Below are 585 nucleotides of genomic sequence, written 5' to 3'. Positions count from 1 at the left end.
ATCGAGGCGATGCGCGGGCTTGGGCTCAAGGGCATGGCGGGCGCGTTCGATGATGCGGTCACCACCGGCCTTCAGCGTCAGCGCACCACGATGGAGATACTGACCGACCTTCTCCGAGCGGAAGCGACGCATCGCCATGCCGCGTCGATCCGATACCGGATGGCGGCCGCAAAGCTGCCGGTCGTGAAGGACATCGACGCGTTCCGGTTCGAGGGCACACCGATCAACGAGGGGCTGGTGCGTTCATTGCACAGCGGCGCGTTCCTGCCCGCTCGGCGCAATATCGTCCTGGTCGGCGGCACGGGCACCGGCAAGACCCACCTGGCCATCGCTATCGCCGCCAATGTCGTTCGCTCCGGTGCGCGCGGCCGCTACTTCAACACCGTCGATCTGGTGACCCGTCTCGAAGAGGAAGCCAGGATCGGCAAGAGCGGCGCACTCACCGCCCAGCTATCCCGTCTCGATCTGATCGTGCTCGATGAGCTAGGTTACCTGCCGTTCGCCCGCTCAGGCGGCCAGTTGCTGTTCCATCTGGTCAGCAAGCTCTACGAGCAGACCAGCGTCATCATCACCACCAACCTCGCG

1 protein-coding gene is annotated in these 585 nt (G+C 64.8%); it reads left to right on the top strand.

The window, feature by feature from the left end; genetic code table 11:
- Positions 1–9: 9 nt before the first annotated feature.
- A partial coding sequence (locus ET21_RS0122980; protein ID WP_030541534.1) for an ATP-binding protein occupies positions 10–585 on the top strand: 576 nt, incomplete at its 3' end.

Origin of the sequence: Sphingobium sp. DC-2, from assembly GCF_000722555.1 — a bacterium.
GTDB classification, from domain to species: Bacteria; Pseudomonadota; Alphaproteobacteria; order Sphingomonadales; family Sphingomonadaceae; genus Sphingobium; species Sphingobium quisquiliarum.
Note: the sequence above shows the minus strand (reverse complement) of the source record. Positions and strands in the feature narration are given on the sequence as shown.